Here is a 14839-nt window from a genome sequence, read left to right as displayed (position 1 = left end):
GTCGGCAACCGCCGACGTGCCCGATTTCGACGCCGCGTTTCGCGCGCGTCTGCATGATCTGTTTGTGTGGCGCCGCGATATCAGGCGCTTCAAGTCCGATCCACTGCCTGCGGGCTTTCTCGATCGCCTGCTCGATACCGCGTGCCTCGCGCCTTCGGTGGGCCTGAGCCAGCCATGGCGCTTTGTCATCGTCGACGATGCGTCACGTCGTCAGGCGGTGTTGGAGAATTTCAGCGCCTGCAATGCCGAGGCGTTGAGCGCCTATACCGGCGAACTCGCGCAGAGCTATGCGACGCTCAAGCTCGCCGGTCTGCGCGAAGCGCCATGCCACCTCGCGGTATTTGCAGACCACGCGACGGATGTTGGCCACGGCCTTGGCCGCCGCACCATGCCGGAGATGGCGGACTATTCGGTGGTGACGGCGATCGCAACCATGTGGCTCGCCGCGCGCGCTGAAGGCATCGGCATGGGCTGGGTCTCGATCCTCGATCCTGCTGCGATTGCCGTGACACTCGATATACCTCGTGACTGGCGGTTGATTGGCTATTTCTGCATCGGTTATCCGGAGATCGACGACGATCGGCCGGAACTCGAGCGCGCCGGATGGGAACGCCGTCATGCGGCAGCGGATCACATTGTCCGGCGCTGACACTTGATGTGATGCGGGATCGTGACAACATGAGACCAATGAGACATCGCTCCATCCCATTCGCTGTGTTGGTCGCCGTTGCGGCGGCGCTCTCTGCTGCGCCTGCGGTCGCGCAGGTTATCGGAGTGCCCGGCAACCCGGCTTTGATCACGCCACTGCCGCCCGCACCGCCACCGCCGCGGATAGAAGTACCTGTCGTGCCGCAACTCGGCGATCTGCCACGACAACAGAGTGTGCCGCAGGCGCGGCGCTCCTTCAGTGATCGCATCACCGACTGCCTTCAGGACGGGGCCGCTGCGGGTCTCGGCCCGAATGATCGTGCGACCTATTCGCGGGCCTGTGCCAATCGCTGACACGAGCGATTTGGTCTCGCGTGGCGCCCGTCTGTCGCGTAAATTGACGGCTGCGAACAGGAATTGAGACCATCGATGCGTGAATTGTTTGACGAAGTGTACGGCCAGTCGCAGCTCGATCCGCAAGAGGCGGTGCGACGGTCGACGCGAGGTCCGCAGCGCAAGCGCTTCTACAAGACCGTTGGGCTGAGCGAGACGCCGGATGGCTTTGCCATCATGCTCGACGACAAGACCGTACGCACGCCGTCGCGCCATCCGCTGGTCGTTCCTACATCAGCCATTGCCGAGGTCATGATTGCGGAATGGGATGCGCAGCAGGATGTCATCGACCCCACGAGCATGCCGGTGACGCGCCTTGCCAATAGCGTGATCGATGCGATCCGCGATGAGGCGCAGACCCAGGCAGTGGCTGACGATATCGCAAAATACTTCAGCACGGATCTGCTGTTCTATCGCGCCGGCTATCCCGAGGCGCTTATCGCGCGCGAGGCTGCGGCATGGGACCCTGTCTTGTTCTGGGCTGCCGATGATCTCGGCGCGCATTTCATCCTGGCTGAGGGCATCGTGCATGTCAGCCAGCCCGAACAGGCCGTCGCATCTGCCCGCGCGGCGCTGCCGAGCGATCCATGGGCGATCGCCCCGCTGCATCTGGTGACGACGATCACCGGCTCGGCGCTGCTCGCGCTGGCGCTGCTCCATGGCCATCTGAATGCCGATCAGGTCTGGACAGCCGCCTTTGTCGACGAGGACTGGAATATCGAGAAGTGGGGCCTCGACGAGGAAGTCGCTGCGCGGCGCGCAGCGCGACAAGTGGATTTCAAGGCTGCCGTGCTGGTGCTGAAGGCGGTCACGCCGTCAGCGGGTTAATCGGAAGTTAACGACCGTTAACTAGCGTAGCTGCACCATTGTCCGGTGCCGCTCACCATGCCGACTCCCGTCAACTCGATCTTACCGGTTGTCTCCGCGCAGGGCGTGGCGAGCGAAGTCGCGTTTCAGCCCGGCAGCGTGATTGCCGGCCGCGTGCTCTCGGTCTCGCCAGACAATCAGGTCCGTATCGCCATCGGGCACAGCACGATCGACGTGCAATCGCAGGTGCCGTTGCAGGCCGGGCAGGTGCTGCAATTCGCAGTGTCGAAGACCGACAACGGCAATGTCCAGCTTGCCATCGTCACACCGCAGAATACAGGTGCGGGGCAGGCGGGCGGTACGTCCTCCGGCGACGTGACCCTCGCGCCAGACCTGCCGATCAATCTCGCCAATGCCATCGCGACCTCCAAGATCCAGCTGACATCGCTGGAAGCACAGGCGGTCTCCACCGCCACGCAAAGCGCCGTGACGCAGCAGGCGAGCCTTGCGACGCTATTTGCCAATCTCGGTGTCGCCACTTCGTTGAAGGGGCTGCCGCAGCAGTTGCAGCAGGCTGTCGCGCAGGTACTGGCGCAACGCCCGCCGCTCGACAGCCAGCTCACCGGCGAGGAAGTCAAATCGGCATTCCAGAATTCCGGCCTGTTTCTGGAATCATCGCTCGCCAAGGGATCGCTGCCGCAAGGCGGGCTGCCCGACATGAAAGCAGCATTGATCGTGCTGCGTCAGGCGTTGGCGACGACGCTCGCCACAGCGAGTCCGACCCAGAGCACGACGCCAGCGACGGCGAATGCAGCGACACCGGAGCAGCCAGCATCGGCATTGGCAAACGCGCTTCCCAGTGTCGCGGCGCAGGTCGCTGCACAGCAGGCGCAAGCCGCTGCAGCGACAGTGGTCATGCTGCCCAAGACCGGCATCAAGAACGATCCGCTGCAGCAGGCTGGACTTCTCGCCGCAGACGAGCACGTGCTCGATGTCCCGGCTCAAGCCGCACCGGGCGTGGCAAAAGCTCCCGAAGCGGCTGCACGCTTGGCGACCAATGGCGCAGCGCTCAACCTGCTTAGGGAAGCGCTGCAGACGGCTCCGAAGGGCATGGGAAGCGCAGCATCGCTGGTGTTCGACGACAGCATGATGATGGATCTGCTGCCCGCCGCGAAGGCGCCAGCGGGCCAGCCGGGTGCCGAAACGAACATCGCGCGCAACACCCTTCCGCCGCCGCCATTGCGCGGCGGGCTGCCGACGGCGCAGGCGATGGCACTGCCGACGCTCCCGACAAATGTGCCGCTGGGCACCACCGTGCATCATCTGCTCGCGGATACCGATGCGGCGCTGGCGCGCCAGACCCTGCTGCAGGTGGCATCCTTGCCGGATCGTGCGGATGGTCTTGCAGCGCCGCGGCTCGATCAGGCATCGCCGCGCTGGAGTTTTGAAATTCCGTTTGCGGTGCCGGCCGGCACGGCCATGGCGCAATTCGAAATTTCGCGTGATGGCGGCAATGGTAGTGAGGCTGAAGCGGCCAAGCAGGTCTGGCGTGCGCGCTTCTCACTCGATGTCGAGCCCGCTGGCCCGGTCCATGCGCTGGTCTCGCTGACCGGCGACAAGACGTCGGTGCGGATGTGGGCCGAGCGTCCGGCGACGGCGCTGCAGTTGCAGGCCGGTACGGCGCAGCTCAATCAGGCGCTGATCCGCGCCAATCTGCAGCCCGGGGATATCGTGGTCCGCGAGGGCGCACCGATGCAGCCCGCGCCGGCATCGGCGGGGCATTTTCTGGATCGCGCGCTATGATCGTGCAGCCCAAAAGATCGCTGGCTGTCGCGCTGCATTACGACAAGACCGGCGCGCCTGTTGTCACCGCGAAAGGCAAGGGCGCGATCGGTGAGAAGATCATCGAGGTCGCCAAGGCCCACGACATTCCCATCGAGGAAAATGAGGTACTCGCCGGCGCACTCTCGAATGTCGAAATCGGTGATGAGATTCCAGCCGAGCTCTACAAGGCTGTCGCGGAAGTGCTGGTCTTCGTGCTCAGGCTGTCGGGCCGCGCGCACTAGCCTCGTCATTTGACTGCGATACATGTCAGATCGTTGAGCTGTTCTGCAGCGACCTTTCGAGGCTGGTGATCTCGCATCCGCGAGCTATCAACCCGCAGTCCGCCCGTTATGAATGTAGATTTGTTGCAGCGCATTTCCTATCGCGCACAAGCTCATGCTTGCCAAGTTCCAGCTTTGTGCAACTATGAAACCCGGGAGAGGCTAGTGCTCGCCTGACGCTGTTGGAATGGGGGATCACGTGAGTGAGACGCTGCATCCGAACGCTCCGCATCATCTGCCTGGCTTCATTACCGCTCCCGGCGAGACTGACACGCTCATGGTTGTGGTCGGAATCGTTCTGATCGGCTCCATCATGATGGTCGGCAATCTGTATCTGCGCCTGCACAGCATGCCGGAGCGCATGGCGCACAAATCGCAGAAGCTGCAGTTTGAAATCGTGGCCGTGTTGGGTTTGATCGCGTTGTTCACCCACAACCATCTGTTCTGGATAATCGGGCTGTTGCTGGCGATGATCGATTTGCCGGATTTCAGCACGCCATTGCGCAGTATCGCAGGATCGGTGCGAAAGATTGCCGACGGCGATGCTACCAGCGAAACCACCGAGCTGTCCGGTGAACCACCACCGCTCCCTGTCACGGCAGAAACTTCGAGCCGTCCCGGCGAAGCCGGAGGGCACGGTCATGCTTGAACTTCTCCTCTGCTCGCTGCTGACGGTTTTTCCGGACTATCTCTATCGCCGCTACGCACAAGGCAAGCGCCTGGGGCGGGAGATCACGTTCTATTCGGTGTGGTTCGAACTCAGATGGGGAATCACGGCCTGCGTCATGCTGACCGTCGCTCTGATCACCGTCATCTTCTATTTTCATCCGTCGACGACAAGCGCGACCTTGTTCTATCGGACCGTGCCGATCCTGCCCGAGGTCAATGGCCGGGTGGCGGAGGTGCACGTTCAGTTCAGCGCGCCGGTCAGGAAAGGCGACGTGATCTTCCGGCTCGATAACGCCAAGCAGGAAGCGTCGATGGAGACCGCGCGGCGCAAGATTGCCGAGGTCGATGCCGCCATGCTGGCGGCGCAGGCCGATATTCTGAAGGCCGAAGGGCAGGCGCAGGAGGCCAAGGGTTCCTATCAGCAGACCTCGGACGAACTCGATACCAAACGTGAGTTGCAGAAGCGCAATCCCGGCATGGTGCCGCAACGCGACATCGAAAAACTCGAGGTGCTGCTGACCGGCCGTCAGGGGGCGCTTGATGCGGCCATGGCCGCGCGACAATCCGCGATGACGCGTATCTCCGCGCTGCTGCCGGCGGAGAAGGCCAGCGCGCAGGCGGCACTCGCGGAGGCGCAAGTCGATCTCGACAAGACGTTCATTCGCGCAGGCGTGGACGGGCGCGTCGAGCAGTTCACGCTTCGCGTTGGCGATGTCGTCAATCCCGTCATGCGATCGGCGGGCATTCTCATTCCGGAGAATGCGGGCCGCGTGCTCTCTGCAGGATTTGGGCAGATCGAAGCGCAGGTGATGAAGGTGGGCATGGTTGCCGAGGCGACCTGTATTTCGAAGCCGTGGACCGTCATCCCGATGGTGGTGACCGGCGTCCAGAACTATATCGCGGCCGGTCAGTTTCGCGGCGGTGAGCAGTTGGTGGAAGCGCAGCAAGTCCGCGCACCGGGCACCATCCTCACATTCCTGGAGCCAATCTATCAGGGCGGTCTCGACGGCGTGACGCCCGGCAGCAGTTGTATCGTCAATGCCTATACCAGCAATCATGACGCCATCGCCGCGAAGGGGATCGGTTCTTTCAAGTGGCTGGCGCTTCATGCCGTCGATGCCGTTGGGGTCGTCCACGCGATGTTGCTGCGGATCCAGGCGTTGTTGCTTCCTGTCAAGACGCTGGTGATGAGCGGTCACTGAGCTCCGCGCGTTCTGCGGGGCGAGGCGATCGTTCTGGGACGCTCCGGAACTGGCGCTGTCATGCCCGTTGAACTAGCCTTCGTGAACAAGAAAAAAGCTCACGGAGGAAATCATGAAATCACCATCGCTCTGGATGTCGTCCATCGGACTGTCGTCGCTCGCGCTCGCCGCAGCCAGCGGCTGGTTCGCCGCCACGATGTTTGCGCAGCCTGCCACCAGCAAGGAGCCGCGGTTTCCGCAGCTCACCATGGATCAGCTCGACGCCAGGCAGAAGCCGCTCGGCGAGCAGGTGATGAAGGTCTCAAGCGTGGGGCTCGCCGGTCCCTATAATCCGATGATGCGCAGCCCGGTGCTCGGGCAAAAGCTGTTCGATCTGTTCGCGTATCTGCGCTGGGACACGTCCGTTCCGGTCAAGCTCAACGAATTCGCGATCATCATCATCGGCCGGCAATGGCGATCGCAGGTCGAGTGGTTCGCGCATGCGCCGCTAGCGCAGAAGGCGGGGCTGTCGCCCGATATCATCGCCGATCTCAAGGCCAACAAGCGGCCGGCGAACATGGCTGAAGACGAGGCGACGGTGTATGACTTCGTCACCGAGCTGACGGGCACGCACAAAGTCTCCGACGCGACCTATGCGCGCGCCAAGAAGATCTTCAACGATCAGCAGATCGTCGATCTCACGGCCGTGGCCGGCAATTATGTGATGGTGGCGATGTTACTGGCGATGGCAGAGGAGAGCACACCGCCCGGCAAGGAGGCGCCGTTCAAGCCCGGCGAGCCGTGAGGCCGCGCGTCAGGCAGCCTTGATCGGGTTGCCGGTTGTCGGGTTTTCCGCCGTGGCCGGTGCGGTCGCATCCTTGCCGATGCGGCCGAGATGGGTGAAGCGGAAACCGGCGTCGTATTTGAGGCCGTAGCCGAGCGCGCGATCGAAGCCGATATGGGCGAACCAGACCAGTGCGATCGAACCGGCGATCGGCTCGGCGGTGGCGATACCGGCCAGCGCGAGCAGCAGCGGCGCGATGGTCGCATGCACCAGATTATAGACGCCCGCGCCGATCCGCGGGCCCGCCAGATAGGCCAGCATGCTGAGGTCCGGGACGAAGAAAAACAGGGCATAGATCTGCCAGGGCGCGCCCGAGATCCAGTAGAACAGCGTCATTCCGACAAACAGCGCCACGCCTTCCCAGCGCAGCAGGTCACGCACGCCACCCGTGGCTGCGCCACTATTTTCATTGATCACGATATTGGTCATCCGGCGCTCTCCCTTGTCTGACCCGATATAGGCAGGATCGTCGCCGGCGCCATGCGATTTTGGGGGATTCAACCCTTCCTGACGGGCGTTTCCACCGCCGAAAACCCCATGCTAGAACCTCGCCCAAACCCTGCGGCTGCCGCGGGCGATAACACGTGACATTGACGGGCTGGAGCACATGAAAGACATCCTGGACACCCTCGAAGCGCGTCGTGCAGGCGCCAAACTGGGCGGCGGCGAGACGCGCATCGAGTCGCAGCACAGCAAGGGCAAGCTGACCGCCCGCGAGCGCATCGAGCTGTTGCTCGACAAGGGATCGTTCGAGGAATTCGACATGTTCGTCGAACACCGCTCCGTGGAATTTGGCATGGAAAAGTCCAAGATTCCCGGTGACGGCGTCGTCACCGGCTGGGGCACCGTCAACGGCCGCAAGACCTTCGTCTTCGCCAAGGATTTCACCGTGTTCGGCGGCTCGCTGTCCGAAACCCACGCGCTCAAGATCACCAAGCTGCAGGACATGGCGATGAAGGCGCGGGCGCCGATCATCGGCCTCTATGACGCCGGCGGCGCGCGCATCCAGGAGGGCGTCGCGGCCCTCGCGGGCTATTCCTACGTGTTCCGCCGCAACGTGCAGGCCTCGGGCGTGATCCCGCAGATCTCGGTCATCATGGGACCTTGTGCCGGCGGTGACGTCTATTCGCCGGCCATGACCGACTTCATCTTCATGGTGAAGAACACCAGCTACATGTTCGTCACCGGGCCCGACGTGGTGAAGACCGTGACCAACGAGGTCGTCACCGCAGAAGAACTCGGCGGCGCCAGCGTGCATGCGACGAAGTCCTCGATCGCCGACGGCGCCTTCGAGAACGACGTCGAGACGCTGTTGCAGATGCGCCGGCTGATCGACTTCCTGCCGGCCAACAACACCGAAGGCGTGCCGGAATGGCCGAGCTTCGACGATATCGAACGCACGGATCTCTCGCTCGATACGCTGATCCCCGACAATCCGAACAAGCCCTATGACATGAAGGAACTGATCCTCAAGGTCGTGGACGAGGGCGACTTCTTCGAGATCGCGGAAACCTTCGCCAAGAACATCGTCACAGGTTTTGGCCGCATCGCCGGCAAGACCGTGGGCTTCGTCGCCAACCAGCCGATGGTGCTGGCCGGCGTGCTCGACAGTGACGCCTCGCGCAAGGCGGCGCGCTTCGTGCGCTTCTGCGACGCCTTCAACATTCCGATCGTCACCTTCGTCGACGTGCCGGGGTTCCTGCCGGGCACCGCGCAGGAATATGGCGGCCTCATCAAGCACGGCGCCAAGCTGCTGTTCGCCTACAGCCAGTGCACCGTCCCCCTGGTGACCGTGATCACCCGCAAGGCCTATGGCGGCGCGTTCGACGTGATGGCCTCGAAGGAAATCGGCGCCGACATGAACTATGCTTGGCCAACGGCGCAGATCGCCGTGATGGGTGCCAAGGGCGCGGTGGAGATCATCTTCCGCCAGGACATCGGCGACGCCGACAAGATCGCCGCGCGCACCAAGGAATATGAAGACCGCTTCCTGTCGCCCTTCGTCGCGGCCGAGCGCGGCTATATCGACGACGTGATCATGCCGCACTCCACCCGCAAGCGGATCGCGCGGGCACTGGCGATGCTGAAGGACAAGCATCTGGAAGTGCCGATGAAGAAGCACGACAACATGCCGTTGTGAGCAAATCTGCCCACGATATCTACCTGAAGGAGATGCGAAAGCGCATCCGCAAGGTCTATCGCCAGAAAGGAGTACGTCGCGCGAATCAAAGCTCTCCGGGAGAGGAGCTGCGCTTGATCGTTAAAGAATACCGAAAAACTTTGAACGATATTCCTTCAGATCTAGAGCTTTGGGTTGCACTGTTTGATGAAGCTGCAGCATTCTGGCTCGCTGTTTGGGCAACATATCGCGAGAGGCTCGTTGAACCGGCAGATAAGCGACTCTTGTGTTTGATGACGCTTGGGGGCCGCGCTCTCCAAGACATTCTGTGTGTGCGTGAGTTGATTGTTGGGGGATTTTTCGTTCAATCGAATGTGGTTACTCGTTCTTTGATTGAAGCTATCGATGTGATGCACCTTATTAGCAGCCATCCTGAGTTAGCAGGCGAGTTTGCGCAGACGAAAGACAATGATCGAGCGTCGGAGTTTTGGCATGAGCATTGTGCAAGAGGTAGGATAGGAAAGCTCGTCAAAACGCGCTGGCTATGGTTCTTTAATGGGGCTGAGGAGCCCGCCGTTGCTTTTCCCAGCGTACGACAGAATTACATTGATTTAATGGGCATGTCTGCGCATCCGAGTTTTGGAGCTTCTTTCTCTACTTTTATGGATTCGCAGAAGGTGGATTCCAACATCGCAAAGAACGCGATGGGGGTTATCTCACCGATGTCAAAATTCACCATCCATCTCATCCTGCTGCGCGTATTCGAATACGGAATTCTTTGGGCTGGACCGGAGAATGCGATCTACAAAGGCGACGATCAGCTAGCGAATAAATCGACACTTCATGAAAATCTATCAAAGGGGTTGAACATGATGCTGTCGATTGTGATGATGTTAAATGAGCGCTCGGATGGTGATCCATTTTTCCCCGAGTTCAAGACGTATTGGCCACAAGTGAATTTTAAGTAGCTTAACTCGTAGGCTGGATTGGCGCAGCAGTATCAACTGCTTGTGACAGCATGCATTTCAGGCCGGAGATTTGCGAGGATGCGCACGATGAACGCCCATACCAGGATTGTCCTTGTCGCTGCCGCACTAGTTTGTCTTATGACCACGACCGCCCGCGCCGACGAAACCGTGACCGTCGGCGGCTCACGCGCCGTGCTCATCAAGCCTGCGTCGCCGCGCGCCAGCGTGATCTTGATGCCCGGCGGCAGCGGGGCGATCAATCCGGGCGAACATGGCGAGATCAACGGGCTGAAGGGCAATCAGTTGGTCCGCACCCGCAGCGCCTATGCGGCGCGGGGTCTGGCGGTGCTGGTGGTCGACGCGTCAGTCGATCTGCAGAGTGCGGTGCAATACATGGCCGCGATCAAGCGCCCAGTCACGGTGGTGGCGACCAGCCGCGGGACGCAACGTGCCGCCGAAGGCATTGCGCGCGGTGCGCGGCCGGATGCACTGGTGCTGACCTCGGGCTTTCTCAGTGCGGAGTCGGGTGGCGGCAGCAATGTCATGTCGATCATCGGCTCGCCGTCGGCGCTGCCGCGCACGCTGGTCATCCATCATCGCAACGACGGCTGCAAATTCACTGCGCCGGCGGGCGTCGATCCATTCGTGAAATGGTCGGCCGGGCGCGCTCGCGTGGCGTGGCTGAGCGGCGGACGCAACGAAGGCGATCCCTGCGAGGCGTGGGGATATCATGGTTTCAACGGCCTCGATGGTCAGGTCGTCGGACTGGCCGCGGGCTTTCGATAACGGCGAGATGTCGAATGTGCGAGTTCCCACGCGCATTCAGTTTCCATTCATGCCGCTGGTCCGATCCTGATGCCCTCACGGATATCAGGAGGGATCGCGATGGAACGCCGTCATTTTCTGAAGATCGCCTTCGGCTTTGCTGCGGGCGTCGGCCTGGCCGCTCAGGCCATCACGCAGGCTCAGGCCGCGCCGCTGCTGCCGGCCAATCCGCTCGATAACTACAAACCGGACACAGAACCTCAAGCCGCGGTGGCGTCGCAGGACGACGTCGATCGTCTCCAGCCTGAGCAAGTCCAGTGGCGTCGCCGCGGCTGGCGTCGGCGTCGTTTCTGGGGTTATCGCCGCCGGCATTGGGGCTGGCGTCGCCGTTATCGGGTCCGTCGTCGGTACTGGCGCCGCCGGTACTGGTAGGGCAAGCCCGTTTGTGCTGACGCTCAGTCTCTCCAGGGCGTCAGCGGTTTGGTCTGGCCGGGTTCAATGCCGCTCAGGTGGCGACGCACGTTGTCATAGCTGCGATCGCCGGGGGCAAAGGTCTGCGAGCCGTCAGCCGGCTTGCCGTCCACCGTGCGGGTGAAATGCAGCACCAGGCTGTCATCGGCATTCATGGTGGCGCTGCCGTAATAGGGCATCGACAGCCGCGCGTCCTCCGCCATGGCCGCGCCAGCCATGAGTAGAATGGGGAGGGTGAGAAACAGACGGGTCATGACACCTCCTGCTGTGAGGTTGTGATGGAGGCTCAGGAAGATGGCGGGGATTTGTCCGCCGCCGGTCACCGCATGCACGGATTTGTGTTACAGGTCGCCGTCATCCGCTACCGACGAGTCCCATGCCCCATACCGAAGCCCTGCTGTTTCCGCTCGCCATGATCGCGCTCGTTGCCGAGGCGATGACGGCTGCGCTGGCGGCCGGGCGGCGCAAGATGGACTGGCTTGGCGTTGCCATGCTCGGCTGCATCACGGCGCTCGGCGGCGGCTCGGTGCGCGACATGCTGCTCGGGCACTATCCGCTGTGGTGGGTGAAAAGCCCTTATCTGCTGTTGCTGACCGGCGGCGCGGCGCTGCTGACCATCGGGCTTGCGCGCGTGGTGCATCGCTTTCACGCGCTGTTTCTGGTGCTCGATGCCATCGGTCTTGTGGTTTTCACCATCATGGGCTGCAACATCGCCCTCGCCATGGATCAGCCGCTGCTGATCGTGGTCGTGGCCGGGATGATCACCGGCTGCGTCGGCGGCGTGCTCCGCGACGTGCTGTGCAACGACGTGCCCCTGCTGTTTCGCGCCGAACTCTATGCCAGCGTGTCGATCGTCACGGGGCTTCTGTATATCGGCGGCATCAAATACGGATTCAGTCCCGATCTCGTGACGCTGGTCGCCGCCGCGACCGGTTTAGTATTCCGCCTGCTGGCAATCCGGCTGAAGCTGGAGATGCCGAAATTCGTCTATGACAGCGACGCCAAATAGCGTGCTGCGTCAGCGCAGCCGCATGCAGCTCGCATAGAACGTGGTCGTCGCCGGCCAATCGGAAAACACACCGCGCACGCCGACGTCTCTCGCCAGCACGTCCAGCACCGTCAGCGTGTCGCCCTCGCGATCGATGGCGGGTTTGATCGAGCGATGGAAGAAACCGCCGCCGTTTGCGAGCGGCCCGTCGCGCTCCAGCGACCATGTGATCAGATCGAGCCCGGCATCGCGCGCTGCTTTGGCATAAGGGGAGGGCACGATCTGACCGCTGCCATCGAGCGTCAGCAGCATGTAGATCGGAGGCGCGAGGATCTTCACGCCGGTGGCTTTCAGCTCCGGCATCGACGGTTTCCACGTCTCTTGTCGCATGTGATCAAAACCCGGTGTTTCATAGCGGCCGTCGAGATAGACTGCCTGCGCGCCGAAGTCCGGCGCGGTGCGGATCCAGAACTTGATGTCGTTGAGATCGAAGCTCTGGGCAAATACGTCGCCAGGCGGAATGCCGGCGGCGCGATACTCGTCGAGCATCTGGGTCGCGTACTTCTCCGGACTATAATCGCCGTCGAACGGCATCGGCACCTCCGGCGCCTTCAGCTCCGGCGTGAATTTGGCGCCGAGGCTCTTGATCAGCGCGATGCTCTCCGCGTGGGTCATCAACGTGCCCGAGCTCGCATAAAGGTCGGTGCGCCAGCGCGGCGTGCCGTTCTGATAATCCGCGACGGTCGTGGCAGAGGTGTTGGCGGCATCCATCTTCGCCGTCAGCGTCCTGAACTCCGCCAGCGTGATGTCGCTGGTACAGCATTTCGCTGATGCCTTCTTGCCGGTGGCGAGATCGGCGGGGCTGAAGGGTTGTGTGCACTTCGCTGCAAGCGACGGCACCGACAGGATGTTCGTTGTCGTGTGCAGGTCGCATTGCGAATGACGGCAGACCAACTGGCGGTCCTTGGTGAAGGTCACGTCGCATTCGATTACGCCGGCACCCATGCGTGCGGCGGCCAGATAGGACTCGCGGCTGTGCTCGGGGAATTGCAGCGGCGCGCCGCGATGGGCGATGGAAAAATCGCTCTTGCGAAACGGCCCGGTACAGGTGCTCAGCTTTGCCTTTAGCGGGCCGTCTTTCATCTTGTCGACGAGATAGAATGGCCGCGGACCGAGCTGCGGCTCGGGCAGTGCGATGGTGTCGGCGCGGCCGGTCGTCAGCGATGAGAGGCCGAGCAGCCCGGCCAGTATGAGACGACGCAAGGTGCGCGACATGACGATCTCCAGAATAGCGAAGTGCCATTCTGTCATCTTCGTGTGACGGCTGTAACCGGCGCGTGGGCAACAGAAAACCCCGCCAGTGGCGGGGTTTTCGTCGTCAGGATTGTGCAGCGATCACCAGCGGCGGATGCAGCGGCCGTAGGGATTGCGGAAGAAGCCGGGGGGGCAGTAACCCGGGCCGCGCGGCGGCGGGCCGCGGAACATCGGGCGGCAACCGCCATAGGGACCGCGGGCATAGCCGGGGCCGCAGCCCTGAGCGACCTGGATTACGCCAGCCGTCTCGACTGCGCTGAGCGGCGCCAGTGGCATTGCATTGGCGGCACCAAGGCCTCCGACGCTGACGGCGAACAGAGCCGCAGCAAAGATCGTCTTCATTCGTGTTCTCCCTCGATGGTGCCGCGATGCGGCGCAGAGAATAATGATGGCATCGCATCACCCGCTGCAGGACTCTTACGGGGCAAGAAAATTGCTGGGGATCAACGCTGCACAGCACGATTAAGCCGATTCGATCTGAATACAGCATGAATGTTTCGGGATATGCGCGTAGCAGGGCGCGGCAGTTGCTACTTCGCCGCGAGGAAGCCCAGCATCAATTCGTTGAATTTGGCCGGTGCATCGAGAAACACGATATGGCCCGCGTCCGGCAGCACCTCGGCCTTCGCGTTCGGCATCTTCGCCGCCAGCGCCTTGGCCAGATCGGCGTTCTGCCCCATCTTCGACCGTAGCGCCTCCGGCGCATTCGGCTTGCCCGGTGCGTTATGATCGTCGGCGCCCATGATGAACAGGGTCGGCAGCGCGATCAGCGGAATTTCGTGGACCACGGGTTCGCGATAGATCATCTGCGCCGAACTGACGAAGGCGCGCAGCCAGCGCGGATATTCCGGCGACCCCTTGATGTTGAAACGCGCGTCGATAAAGGGCGTTACCTGGTCGGGCTGCATCTTCAGCGAATAGTTCACCTCGAGCTGTTTGCGGTAACCTTCCGCCGTCAGCTTGTCTTCGTTCTCCAAGATCTTCTCGGTTGGTGTCGGTGGCACATAGAGCCGATAGTCCTCAAGCCCGATCGGCGCCGCGAGCAGCAGGTGATCGATACGATCGGGATAAGCGCGGGCAATGCGCACGCTCAACATGCCGCCCAGGGAATGCGCGACGATGTCGAATTTCGCGATCCCGAGGTGATCCATCAGCGCAACAGTGTTGCGGGCAAGGTTGTCAAAATGCAGATCGCCTGATGGCTTCGACGATTTGCCGAAGCCGATCTGATCGGGGACCACGACGCGGTAGCCGGCTTCGTTCAACGTGCCGATCACCGGCGCCCAGTAGCTCGAAGGGAAATTGCGGCCATGCAGCAGTATGACGGTTCGACCATTGGGCTTGGTCGATGGCACGTCCATATAGGCCATGCGCAGCTGTTCGCCGTCATTGACCAGCGGCAGCATGTTGACGCGGTAGGGATAGGGGAAGCCTTCGAGGCCGATGCCATAGGGCTCGCGTGCCGCAGGAGGCTCGGCCGCCTGCGATGAGGTGAAAGGCAGGGTTGCAATCAGCGCGGCGAGCAGCAGGCGGTTCATTAGGAAAAGCTCCGGGAGAAAGAAGGTCC

Annotated in this window: 18 protein-coding genes; 13 read left to right on the top strand and 5 right to left on the bottom strand. The window is 62.1% G+C overall.

Features of this window, described 5'->3' with window-relative positions:
- Positions 1-16: 16 nt before the first annotated feature.
- The 8 genes from bluB to AB7813_RS07695 all read left to right on the top strand — a co-directional run bounded on the left by bluB (position 17) and on the right by AB7813_RS07695 (position 6608).
- Complete coding sequence (bluB, locus tag AB7813_RS07730; RefSeq protein ID WP_439068993.1) at positions 17-649, top strand: 5,6-dimethylbenzimidazole synthase; 633 nt, start codon at positions 17-19, stop codon at positions 647-649.
- Between the two features lie 29 nt (positions 650-678).
- Complete coding sequence (locus AB7813_RS07725; protein WP_439064208.1) at positions 679-1002, top strand: hypothetical protein; 324 nt, start codon at positions 679-681, stop codon at positions 1000-1002.
- Between the two features lie 75 nt (positions 1003-1077).
- Positions 1078-1869: an ATP12 family chaperone protein gene (locus AB7813_RS07720; protein ID WP_439064207.1), complete on the top strand. Its 792-nt coding sequence runs from the start codon at positions 1078-1080 to the stop codon at positions 1867-1869.
- 57 nt (positions 1870-1926) lie between these two features.
- The gene (fliK, locus tag AB7813_RS07715; protein WP_439064206.1) at positions 1927-3651 is read left to right on the top strand and encodes a flagellar hook-length control protein FliK; all 1725 of its coding nucleotides are present in this window, start codon (positions 1927-1929) and stop codon (positions 3649-3651) included.
- Positions 3648-3914, top strand: coding sequence for an EscU/YscU/HrcU family type III secretion system export apparatus switch protein (locus AB7813_RS07710; RefSeq protein WP_093761235.1), 267 nt, complete (start codon positions 3648-3650; stop codon positions 3912-3914). The genes fliK and AB7813_RS07710 overlap by 4 nt, the downstream gene beginning before the upstream one ends.
- A 238-nt stretch (positions 3915-4152) precedes the next feature.
- Positions 4153-4602 (top strand): hypothetical protein, encoded by a 450-nt coding sequence (locus AB7813_RS07705; protein WP_320444588.1) that lies wholly within the window; start codon positions 4153-4155, stop codon positions 4600-4602.
- Positions 4595-5824, top strand: coding sequence for an HlyD family secretion protein (locus AB7813_RS07700; RefSeq protein ID WP_439064205.1), 1230 nt, complete (start codon positions 4595-4597; stop codon positions 5822-5824). Before AB7813_RS07705 ends, AB7813_RS07700 begins: the two co-directional genes overlap by 8 nt.
- A gap of 112 nt (positions 5825-5936) precedes the next feature.
- On the top strand, positions 5937-6608 hold the full coding sequence (locus tag AB7813_RS07695; RefSeq protein WP_231080301.1) for a carboxymuconolactone decarboxylase family protein: 672 nt from the start codon (positions 5937-5939) through the stop codon (positions 6606-6608).
- Between the two features lie 9 nt (positions 6609-6617).
- Here AB7813_RS07695 and AB7813_RS07690 read toward each other — a convergent pair whose 3' ends face one another.
- The gene (locus AB7813_RS07690) at positions 6618-7076 is read right to left on the bottom strand and encodes a DUF4260 domain-containing protein (protein ID WP_093761539.1); all 459 of its coding nucleotides are present in this window, start codon (positions 7074-7076) and stop codon (positions 6618-6620) included.
- A gap of 178 nt (positions 7077-7254) precedes the next feature.
- Here AB7813_RS07690 and AB7813_RS07685 point away from each other — a divergent pair, with 178 nt between their 5' ends.
- The 4 genes from AB7813_RS07685 (at position 7255) to AB7813_RS07670 (ending at position 10931) form a co-directional block, all read left to right on the top strand.
- Complete coding sequence (locus AB7813_RS07685; protein ID WP_309945196.1) at positions 7255-8787, top strand: acyl-CoA carboxylase subunit beta; 1533 nt, start codon at positions 7255-7257, stop codon at positions 8785-8787.
- Entirely contained in the window at positions 8784-9734 is a 951-nt protein-coding gene (locus tag AB7813_RS07680; RefSeq protein ID WP_439083241.1) for a hypothetical protein, read from the top strand. Before AB7813_RS07685 ends, AB7813_RS07680 begins: the two co-directional genes overlap by 4 nt.
- Positions 9735-9872: 138 nt before the next feature.
- Positions 9873-10520, top strand: coding sequence for an alpha/beta hydrolase (locus AB7813_RS07675; protein WP_441227967.1), 648 nt, complete (start codon positions 9873-9875; stop codon positions 10518-10520).
- Between the two features lie 99 nt (positions 10521-10619).
- A complete protein-coding gene (locus AB7813_RS07670; RefSeq protein WP_439064201.1) occupies positions 10620-10931 on the top strand; it encodes a twin-arginine translocation (Tat) in 312 nt (103 codons plus the stop codon).
- 23 nt (positions 10932-10954) lie between these two features.
- On the opposite strand, the gene AB7813_RS07665 is transcribed toward AB7813_RS07670, so the two are convergent.
- Positions 10955-11224, bottom strand: coding sequence for a hypothetical protein (locus AB7813_RS07665; protein ID WP_139212566.1), 270 nt, complete (start codon positions 11222-11224; stop codon positions 10955-10957).
- A 122-nt stretch (positions 11225-11346) separates the two neighbouring features.
- On the opposite strand from AB7813_RS07665, the gene AB7813_RS07660 reads away from it, so the two are divergent.
- Complete coding sequence (locus AB7813_RS07660) at positions 11347-11979, top strand: trimeric intracellular cation channel family protein (RefSeq protein WP_439064200.1); 633 nt, start codon at positions 11347-11349, stop codon at positions 11977-11979.
- 9 nt (positions 11980-11988) lie between these two features.
- Here the strand turns inward: AB7813_RS07660 and AB7813_RS07655 are convergent, their stop codons facing one another.
- From AB7813_RS07655 to AB7813_RS07645, 3 genes are all read right to left on the bottom strand, one after another.
- A complete protein-coding gene (locus AB7813_RS07655; protein WP_439064199.1) occupies positions 11989-13233 on the bottom strand; it encodes a glycerophosphodiester phosphodiesterase family protein in 1245 nt (414 codons plus the stop codon).
- 120 nt (positions 13234-13353) lie between these two features.
- A complete protein-coding gene (locus AB7813_RS07650) occupies positions 13354-13614 on the bottom strand; it encodes a GCG_CRPN prefix-to-repeats domain-containing protein (protein WP_320444581.1) in 261 nt (86 codons plus the stop codon).
- Positions 13615-13802: 188 nt separating this feature from the next.
- Positions 13803-14810 carry an alpha/beta fold hydrolase gene (locus AB7813_RS07645; protein ID WP_439064198.1) on the bottom strand — a complete coding sequence of 336 codons (1008 nt, stop codon included), beginning with the start codon at positions 14808-14810 and terminating at the stop codon, positions 13803-13805.
- Positions 14811-14839: the final 29 nt, after the last annotated feature.

This window comes from Tardiphaga sp. 20_F10_N6_6, from assembly GCF_052076045.1.
In the GTDB taxonomy this organism is placed as follows: domain Bacteria; phylum Pseudomonadota; class Alphaproteobacteria; order Rhizobiales; family Xanthobacteraceae; genus Tardiphaga; species Tardiphaga robiniae.
This window is presented reverse-complemented; position numbering and strand designations above follow the sequence as displayed.

What these genes read in the sequence shown, in the direction of transcription:
- AB7813_RS07650 (WP_320444581.1), bottom strand. Translation starts at nt 13,614, where the DNA reads ATGAAGACGATCTTTGCTGCGGCTCTGTTCGCCGTCAGCGTCGGAGGC.
- AB7813_RS07685 (WP_309945196.1), top strand. Translation starts at nt 7,255, where the DNA reads ATGAAAGACATCCTGGACACCCTCGAAGCGCGTCGTGCAGGCGCCAAA.
- AB7813_RS07725 (WP_439064208.1), top strand. Translation starts at nt 679, where the DNA reads ATGAGACCAATGAGACATCGCTCCATCCCATTCGCTGTGTTGGTCGCC.
- AB7813_RS07695 (WP_231080301.1), top strand. Translation starts at nt 5,937, where the DNA reads ATGAAATCACCATCGCTCTGGATGTCGTCCATCGGACTGTCGTCGCTC.
- AB7813_RS07675 (WP_441227967.1), top strand. Translation starts at nt 9,873, where the DNA reads ATGACCACGACCGCCCGCGCCGACGAAACCGTGACCGTCGGCGGCTCA.
- AB7813_RS07660 (WP_439064200.1), top strand. Translation starts at nt 11,347, where the DNA reads ATGCCCCATACCGAAGCCCTGCTGTTTCCGCTCGCCATGATCGCGCTC.
- AB7813_RS07655 (WP_439064199.1), bottom strand. Translation starts at nt 13,233, where the DNA reads ATGTCGCGCACCTTGCGTCGTCTCATACTGGCCGGGCTGCTCGGCCTC.
- AB7813_RS07690 (WP_093761539.1), bottom strand. Translation starts at nt 7,076, where the DNA reads ATGACCAATATCGTGATCAATGAAAATAGTGGCGCAGCCACGGGTGGC.
- AB7813_RS07700 (WP_439064205.1), top strand. Translation starts at nt 4,595, where the DNA reads ATGCTTGAACTTCTCCTCTGCTCGCTGCTGACGGTTTTTCCGGACTAT.
- AB7813_RS07670 (WP_439064201.1), top strand. Translation starts at nt 10,620, where the DNA reads ATGGAACGCCGTCATTTTCTGAAGATCGCCTTCGGCTTTGCTGCGGGC.
- AB7813_RS07720 (WP_439064207.1), top strand. Translation starts at nt 1,078, where the DNA reads ATGCGTGAATTGTTTGACGAAGTGTACGGCCAGTCGCAGCTCGATCCG.
- AB7813_RS07710 (WP_093761235.1), top strand. Translation starts at nt 3,648, where the DNA reads ATGATCGTGCAGCCCAAAAGATCGCTGGCTGTCGCGCTGCATTACGAC.
- AB7813_RS07645 (WP_439064198.1), bottom strand. Translation starts at nt 14,810, where the DNA reads ATGAACCGCCTGCTGCTCGCCGCGCTGATTGCAACCCTGCCTTTCACC.
- fliK (WP_439064206.1), top strand. Translation starts at nt 1,927, where the DNA reads ATGCCGACTCCCGTCAACTCGATCTTACCGGTTGTCTCCGCGCAGGGC.
- AB7813_RS07665 (WP_139212566.1), bottom strand. Translation starts at nt 11,224, where the DNA reads ATGACCCGTCTGTTTCTCACCCTCCCCATTCTACTCATGGCTGGCGCG.